Genomic DNA, 8,607 nt, shown 5'->3' on the forward strand with positions numbered 1-8,607 from the left:
CTTATATAGCAACAGGGTCGAGCGAACGGACGAAAAAGAAGTGAACATAATCAAGAACAGCAGTGATTTTAATCATTCTGCTTCCCACAATGTTTATATGAAATAGACGATCTGCAAATTTGCTTATATAAATTTCACGGTTAAACTTTTTCTTTATCAGTTGAATACTGAATAAAAAGTTACAAGCTTTAAGACGGATGCGGCCAGGTTTATAACTTCACCAGGAAATGCAAAAACTTTGTAATCATTACATTCGTACTGCAAGGATTTATTCATCATCATGAAACAAATACTATTCATCATTTCATTTTTTACCAGTCTTGCTGGTTATGCGCAGCAAGAAAAGTTGGCGCATGCTTTTACTGAAAATTTCAACGATTCCGTTTTACAAAATTTCAGGTATGGTTCCGCCGGAAATAAAGCCGCTTTTAAATGGCAACCCGGCGTTACTTCCAAAACAGAATCCGGCACCAAGGTGCTGCTGTTTAAAATAGATCCTGCAGACAGTGCGGGTGCCGGCCGTGGCCCTGAAATTATATCGAATGATTTTACTTATTATGGCACCTATGCTGCCCGTTTAAAAGTGCCCGATGTAAGAAATATTCAGCCAAATACAGGCGCTGTGGTGGGCTATTTTACTTATTATATGGACAGCGTGTATGGGCTGAGTGAAATAGATTTTGAATGGCTGGTGGCTGATCCTTCCATTATTTATATTGGTACCTGGACTGGCTACAACGGTGAACTTAAAAGAATTGGTCGAACCATCAATTTAGCCAAGGGAATTATTTACAATACCATTTATAAAGAAGGTTATGATGGAAAACCGGATACCTTAACCGGCGCTCAAAACCAGCCCGAAACCATTGAGGCCATTAATAACTATGATGCATCATCCGGGTTCTATACCTATGGATTTGACTGGCATCCTGACCGTCTAACCTGGTGGATGGTGCACCCGGTGACAGGTAAAAAAATTGTTCTATGGGATTACAGCGGATCGCAACGCGGCATACCACAACATCCAAGTTATTACCGCCTCAATTTCTGGCATACTAACAACTGGGGCGTTGAAACCAATGCCAATGCAATAGAGAAACCTTTGTACCCGTACGAGCTGGAAGTGGATTGGATGAAGTATGCTCCGTTTGATAAGTGAAAAATCTGCTGCTGCAAAAATTTGAAGCTACGTCGTAGCGGGGTCATCGTTAATGGCATTTATGCAAAGCCACGAGACCCGCGTCTTATTTTAATTCTTCATAATGAATAGGAGTAAAATGTTTGGTTTGTTGTAATTCATAAAAGCCTGCACTGCTAATGTTCAAATTCTCTACAGGAAGCCTTCGTTAATCTTATGACCAACGAATTAATTGCATGAATACTGCTTGATTTCATTATCAAACCCCTTTTTGGAGACAACACCAACAAGGCGGACACATGGCTTTGAGAAAGAGGCATTGCGGATAACGGGAGATAAGCTACATTCGCTATCTAATATTTCTTAATAATTAAATTTTTTATAGTGGACAACAAAAATACAGGAACCGTAAAATTCTTTAATACGGAAAAGGGTTTTGGATTTATTAAGCATGATAACAGCAACCAGGAAACATTTGTGCATTCCTCCGGACTTATTGATCAAATCCGGGAAGGAGATCGCGTAGAATTTAATTTGCAAAATGGAAAAAAAGGAATGAATGCTGTTGATGTAAAAGTTATCTGATGCCTTTGTTCTGCCTTTGCGAACAGGCATAGATGGAAGTTACATGAATGATGGGCTTTGTGTTCCGGTTACCCGTAATGTCCTTGCTCATACACATGGCTTTGAGGAAGAGACATGGCGGAGAAGGAAAGTGTACTATTTCTTTTGATTGCAACGTTTACACCTGAAGCATAATCATGAATAATAAAATGTCATGAAAAGATGGTTAATGCTTTTAGTGATTGCTTCATTGTATTGCAGTGCGTGCAAAAAAGAAGGAACTGATAATGCTGCCTGGTTTATAAAAGCAAAAATCAACGGAACGGAAAAAACGTTTTCCGGCAGTCCTTCTGCTTCGGAATATTCCGGCGACCTATCTGCAGGCTTTAGCATGAATGCAAAAAACGATTCTGATAATTCAAGCTTTTCGCTAGGCATTGTGCACCCTTTTGGCGTTGAAATAACACCAGGCTCTTATAACAAACCATCCAATGGATATTATCCAAGCGGTAATTATATAAAAGATACAGTTTCTTACGTGTCAGGAATTCTGCTGCCTGATTCATCAACTATACAAATTACAATTTCAAATCTTACCAATACAACTGTAACCGGAACTTTCAGTGGTACACTGCATAATCGTAATGATTCAACTGAGGAAATAACCATAACAAATGGTTCGTTTAATCTGCCTGTAAAATAAGCGTTAACGGTTTAAATCGCATTGCATGCTGCGCACATAGCTTGCAATGAAGACCTTAGTTATCCTTAGTTTATCACTACGGATTTATTTGATATGATCTTTTGTTTAACGCCGGATACAATCTGGCTTTTTCATTTGCCTCCGTAGCTGAAGACATACGGAGAGCGAAGAACATTCTACGGAGAGCTGGGGGTCACAAGGCCAACAAGGGCAGGGCGAAAAACATTCTACGGAGAGCTTTACGTCGCAGCAGGGTCTTCGTCAACATATGTGCAAAGGCACGAGACTCTGCGTTTATTATTTCAATTTTTTCTTCTCCGCAATGTCTCTTAACCTCGCTTCGTGTGTGGAAAGGACATTACGGTTTTTATGTACGCAATTTCGTTAAATCAACATTTCTTAATTCTCATGCTTGGCGTAGTCTCTGACTACGTCATTGTGTTTTCAAATCTCCTGATTTGATTTACTATAATTTTTTTAATTTGTAGTATGAGCCAAGGCTACCAAATCTATGACCAAAACAAACTCTATTACCTTACTTTTCAGATAGTGCAATGGATTGATGTGTTTACAAGAAACGAATACAAACAAATTATTGTAAACAGTTTTGATTATTGCAGACAGCATAAAGGACTTGAATTGTATGCGTATGTGATAATGACCAATCACCTTCATTTAATTGTACGTGCTAAGGAGCCATTTCATCTATCTGATATTATTCGTGATTTTAAAAAGTTTACTGCTAACCAATTATTTCCGTTAATGCAGCAACCAACAGAAAGCAGAAGTGACTGGATGATGAAACGTTTTGAATTTTCTGCGAAGTCGAATGCAAGAAATAGTGTTAACCAGATGTGGACACATGAGAACCATGCTATTGAGCTGTTTACACCAAAATTTACGCAACAGAAATTAGATTACATACATAACAATCCTGTTCGTGCAGGCATCGTTGAAAAGCCTGAAGATTATTTATATAGCAGCGCCAGAAATTATGCTGGTTTAAAAGCGATGTGTGCAATTGATTTTTTGTAGTGACTTGAAACGCTTGGCGTAGTCTCTGACTACGTCATCGTGTTTTTAAATCTCTGATTTAATTGTTTGAATAATGATGACAGATATGCAAATCTGAGATTTGCTTACGCTTCGACGTAGTCTGGAGACTACGCCGAACAATTACATTCTACGCCGAGCTGGGGCCAAACAACCAACATTCTACGCAGCTGAGAAAGCAGAAAACATTCTACGGAGAGCTGGGCCCTGATCTCTTCATGCTGCAGCTTACATTTTTCTTTCGATACAAATAAAGGTAAATAAGGCAACGCCGGTCATCATCTTTTTTAATGATTTTCCTTTCGTTTTTAAAAAATCATCTTTTTTAACGATTGTGCGCCGTATAGAGCTCCTCTAATTTTGGTTCATAGATCATTGGAAAATAAAATGAATGCATGAAAAAACATAATTTATTTCCCGACAGCTTTCCTGCTTGTGATTTTATTCTGTCCTCAAATATTTTGGAACAAACATGATGCTTGTACAGCTGATAAAACTAAAGTAATGCTCACACTTGATCTTATTAACAGGATGGCGGCCAGGACACGAGCAATCATGTTTAAAGACGTATTGCCCTGTTCAAAAATAATGAGCACCGATTGGAAAGTTTACAAAATCAATCCAACTGATTCCTGAACAAAAGTTTTAGAATATGAAATCTGCCAAACCAATATTTTTATCTTACATGTTACTCATGCTGAGTGGTGCAGGTATTGCCCAAAAGGAAACGTTTGATATTGTAAGTTATATAGCTCCTGCCGGTTGGAATAAAGACGCTAAAGATGATTATGTTTCTTTTTCCAGAATTGACGGCGCAAGCTGGAGCCAGATTGCCGTTTATAAAAGCAGGCAAAGCAGCGGTAATATAGAAGAGGATGCGCAGAAAGACTGGCAGGATATTGTGCTGGTGGGCCATACCATAGAACAGGAGAGCAAAACCCCGCCAAAATCTGCCGACGGCTGGCAGGTAATGAGCCGCAGTGGCGTATGGCAATACAATGGTGCAAACGCAGCAACGGTGCTTACAACTTACAGCAACGAAACTATTTGCATAAGTGTTTTGTGGAATGGCACTGCACAACCCTATATGAAAAATTTAAAAGACTTTATCACGAGCATAGCGTTGGATGCAAATAAAGTATCAACGGCGCAAAGCAACCCGGCAAACAATGAACAACAAAGTGGCCAGAAAACCGGCGAAAATAAAAACACCACAAGCTCCGCAGCAAATACTTCCATTGTAGGTTTATGGGTAACCAATCAGGCAGAAGACAACGGTTTTATGAACGGATACCGCATGTACACCGGAGGATACATGCGAAAGGAATACCAATTTAACGCTAATGGCACTTATTTGTTCCGCATTAAACAATGGCTAACAAAGGCACCTGATATCATTTTTAGTTATGAAAGCGGAACATATACAGTACAGGGCAACCAACTTATCCTCACGCCAAAAAGCGGGAAAGCCGGATTTTGGGGAAAGAAATCAAGTACTAAGGAATGGGGGCCTCTGAAAAAATCATCCACCCCAAAACTTGAAAAGACCACTTATACTGTTGAAACAATTAGCGACCCAACTTATGGCAATTCCTTAATACTTTATACTGATAAACCAACCGAAAGAGATGGCGGCCAGTTTAATGACCCTCCTTACCGGTTTGCATATACGCAGCGAAAAGAATCGCTTATTGATAATCCGCCCGGGTTTGAAAAGGATGCCGGAACTGCTTCGGGGCAAACTTCAAATTAACCGGACGACTACAAGCTGTAAAACTCTCAAAGGAATTTAAAAAATTATCAAATAGATTTCAATGCATCAAACAATCATCGCTTTTAAAATGAAAAAGATTGTCCTTCTTTTCGCTTCAGTATGGTTTGTGATATTTTCAGTTGCGCAAACAACCAACCCTGCTACCACCAAAGAAGTGCAGGATAAAATAAAACAGGCACAGCAGCAATTAAATAAATTAACACCGGAGCAAAAAAAGATGATGGAGCAAATGGGCATGTCCACCACCCTGCCCGCCATGCCAAACGGCCTGAGCGATGCGGATGTAAGAACGGCATTGGGCGGAGATGCATTTTCCGTTCCTGCAAAAAATGCAACGCTAATTGCTGCCATTCCTGCAATAACCCTAACAGCAGCAACACTTCCTTCCTATATACAATCGCTGAATGCGTATATTGAAAAAAACATTGCCGCGGATGCAAAACCTGTAGCGAAAGAAGTGTATGATTTTTTTTCAATCAATAAATATACGCCGGAGGCAATAGGCAATGAAGCAGTTGGTTTCTGGTCTATAGGCAGGCCGGAAATAGCAATATACGTCATAGGTCGTGCCTGTAGCAACAATGCATCAGATGCAGATTTGCTGAGCAATTTTGCGACTATGCTAAGTATGGGTGGGGCGCCGCATCGTGCTATTCCGCTATTGGAATATTTGAATAAACAATATCCCGGCAATACAACGATACTCAACAACCTGGGGCAGGCATGGTTTTACCTTGGCGAAACAGACAAAGCCAATGAACAACTGAATAAAGTAGTAAAAGCTTTTGCGTATCACCCGCAGGCTAACTACACCCAATGTCTTATTGAAAAAAGCAAGGGTCATACGGTAACGGCCATTGAGAAAATGAAAAACAGTCTTGCCTACAGTTTTTCTCTGGACAAAATAAATATGCTGAAGAAACTCGGCTATAAAGTGAAAGGAACGGATATGCGTATTCCTTTTCATCCAGACCCTGACCCGCTGGGATTGCAAAACTTTATCCGTCCCGATGTTCCCGCATCTTATACTGATGAATTAAGATTAAGCGCCGACTGGGATGCGTTTCAGAAACAGGTAAATGAAAAAAGTATTCAACTGGCAAAAGACCTGGTACCATTTCAGCAGGCCAATGCGCAAAAAGCACAGCAGGCTTATGAAAAATTTGCCGGAAAAAGCGCAGAACAAATCCTGCAAATGAAAGCAGGTAACGCAACAAAAAGCAATTTGTACGAGACTATCGCCCAACGCAACCTGGAAGAAATGGATAAGGATGGCGGTGAAGCTTACCGGCTTAAAAAAGCAATCGCCGCTATTGATTCGCTTCGGAAAGATTTCCAGGCAAAGGATGAAGCTCAACGAAAAAAGATTGAAAAGCAAAACAGCATCACAGCGACTGGTGAATCTGAGCTGGCAAAAAAAGGTGAAAACCTGGGCTATGATAACTGCGTGGTGCAACAGCAATACAGTGAATGGGTGTATAAAAACTACAACAAGCTATTGGAAGAAGCCTATAAAAATTATTTGCACCAGTTGTATGTAAAAATTACGGAAGAATTGTACTGGAAGCAATTTGTGCAAGACGACACTGCGTTTGAAGCCACTAAAATTGCTGCAAAAAAAGAATGGCTGGAAGCCATTGGAAATACAAGATACATAGCCACCAATAAATATGGCGCTTGTGAAACAGCGGAAACAAAAACATCAAGGTATAAACTTGCTGATTTTGATGAGATGCACTGCAATTACAAATCAACACTTGATTTTAAGGTATGTACCATGGCATTTGAATGTGGTAAGTCATCTATATCATTTGATGCCGGCCGGCTGAGTGGTAATTTCCATTTCAAGTCTGATAATGCGGGGATAGACCGCTTCGTAAAAGGTACAATGGAGGCAACGGCCATTGACAAAAGTATTTCCACCAGCAAGGGGCCGCTGCAAGTTGGTGCATCCGTAAAAGCCGGTATGGGAATGGAATTGAGCAGCCGTGGAATTGAAGATGTATATGCTACCGGGGAAGCTAAGGTAACCATCGGTTCTAATACGGTAAGCGACCCGGCCGGTATTGTAAACAACCCCAGTATAAACATCACCGCTTCGGGTAGAATGAGTTTGATATCCGGAAATATGACCGGAGCCATCAGCGGGTTTGGAAAATAATCATGCGTAAAAAATCACCAACAATTTTTCAGATGAAACAAATCTTCGCTTTCAATATTGTATTGGCGTTCTTCTGTATGCAACAGGTACAAGCACAACCCTGCAAAACCAATGCAGAGGTAGAAACGGTGCCTGGAAAATATCAAACAGCAGCGCAATATCCCTGGCCTGCAGTAAGGGCGGAATATTTCAAAAATATGAGTACGGCTGCCGACAAAATTATGGCTAAGCAAACGTTGAATCAGATTGAGAAAATAGAAGCAAAAAGTCATGAAGGTTTTATACTCACGGGAGGTAACTGGGAAAATATGTATTCAACAAAGGGATACGCTTATTATGGAACTACTAAACTGGGGCAATACAGTTTTGAGGCTTCGCTGCACGAATTCTTTTGCCTGAATGGTAAACTGAAACGCAATGATGAGGCCGGAACTATTCTGCGGATTTATGTGAATGCAATTCCCACCAACACCTTGGGTAATTTTTTAGATTATCCCTTTGGTAGTAGTATGGGGGAATATGATTTTGGTTTTCAATTTCAGGATTGGAAAAATCATCAGCCGGCTAATGCACAGGATCCGTTAGTACAGTTGTTCAATTATTTTTCCTGTAATAACGACCAGTTGATAAAAGCCATTAATACCGGGCAAGGCTTTTTCCAGGATGTGGCAAAAGAAGACATCAAACCCAACAATCGCAATAATTTTATTTATCGCTATTGGTTTGTGAAGAAAAAAGATCCCGTATTAGTGCCCGTGAGCAGGAAAGAATACCTGCAAGCTCTTTTGGAATATTATGAAAGGGAAAAATTATATTTTCCAAAGCTGATTGCAGAATTGACCTCCAATCATAATAATGCAATTGAGCGAAATTATGGAAATTGGGAAGCGGATGTGTCAGATAAAATTGCTAAAGTAAAAAAGATATTAAGCGATAATAATGAAGACTGGTTAAAACAACAGGCAATAATAAATAAATTAGAAGATGCATCTCAAACCTATAAAGCTGGCCTGAAAGAAAGAACCAACTATAACCGCTTCTGGAAATTTTATGACAATGAACCGAAAAGTGAACCGCTGTATAAATATAATCCTGCTTGTTTTACAAATGCTGCGCAGGAGCCTGTAAAACCACGTGTAATTACAGTGGCCTTTCGGTATGTAACGATTCCTGCATCACTCAAGCTGCTAAGCAATTTTACACAGCAATTTGAT

7 protein-coding genes are annotated in these 8,607 nt (G+C 40.0%); all 7 read left to right on the forward strand.

Going from position 1 to position 8,607, the window contains the following annotated elements:
- Positions 1 to 280 precede the first annotated feature (280 nt).
- Positions 281 to 1,159 (forward strand): glycoside hydrolase family 16 protein, encoded by an 879-nt coding sequence (locus ACTHN6_RS15900; RefSeq protein WP_440436760.1) that lies wholly within the window; start codon positions 281 to 283, stop codon positions 1,157 to 1,159.
- A gap of 363 nt (positions 1,160 to 1,522) precedes the next feature.
- A complete protein-coding gene (locus ACTHN6_RS15905) occupies positions 1,523 to 1,723 on the forward strand; it encodes a cold-shock protein (protein WP_440436761.1) in 201 nt (66 codons plus the stop codon).
- A 193-nt stretch (positions 1,724 to 1,916) separates the two neighbouring features.
- Positions 1,917 to 2,405, forward strand: a complete 489-nt coding sequence (locus ACTHN6_RS15910) for a hypothetical protein (RefSeq protein WP_440436762.1) — start codon at positions 1,917 to 1,919, stop codon at positions 2,403 to 2,405.
- Positions 2,406 to 2,894: 489 nt separating this feature from the next.
- Positions 2,895 to 3,440 carry an REP-associated tyrosine transposase gene (locus tag ACTHN6_RS15915; RefSeq protein ID WP_440436763.1) on the forward strand — a complete coding sequence of 182 codons (546 nt, stop codon included), beginning with the start codon at positions 2,895 to 2,897 and terminating at the stop codon, positions 3,438 to 3,440.
- A gap of 670 nt (positions 3,441 to 4,110) precedes the next feature.
- Complete coding sequence (locus tag ACTHN6_RS15920; protein WP_440436764.1) at positions 4,111 to 5,211, forward strand: hypothetical protein; 1,101 nt, start codon at positions 4,111 to 4,113, stop codon at positions 5,209 to 5,211.
- 88 nt (positions 5,212 to 5,299) lie between these two features.
- On the forward strand, positions 5,300 to 7,393 hold the full coding sequence (locus ACTHN6_RS15925; RefSeq protein ID WP_440436765.1) for a hypothetical protein: 2,094 nt from the start codon (positions 5,300 to 5,302) through the stop codon (positions 7,391 to 7,393).
- A gap of 32 nt (positions 7,394 to 7,425) precedes the next feature.
- On the forward strand, positions 7,426 to 8,607 hold a 1,182-nt coding region (locus tag ACTHN6_RS15930), incomplete at its 3' end, for a hypothetical protein (protein WP_440436766.1).

Origin of the sequence: Parafilimonas sp. (assembly GCF_051953455.1) — a bacterium.
In the GTDB taxonomy this organism is placed as follows: domain Bacteria; phylum Bacteroidota; class Bacteroidia; order Chitinophagales; family Chitinophagaceae; genus Parafilimonas.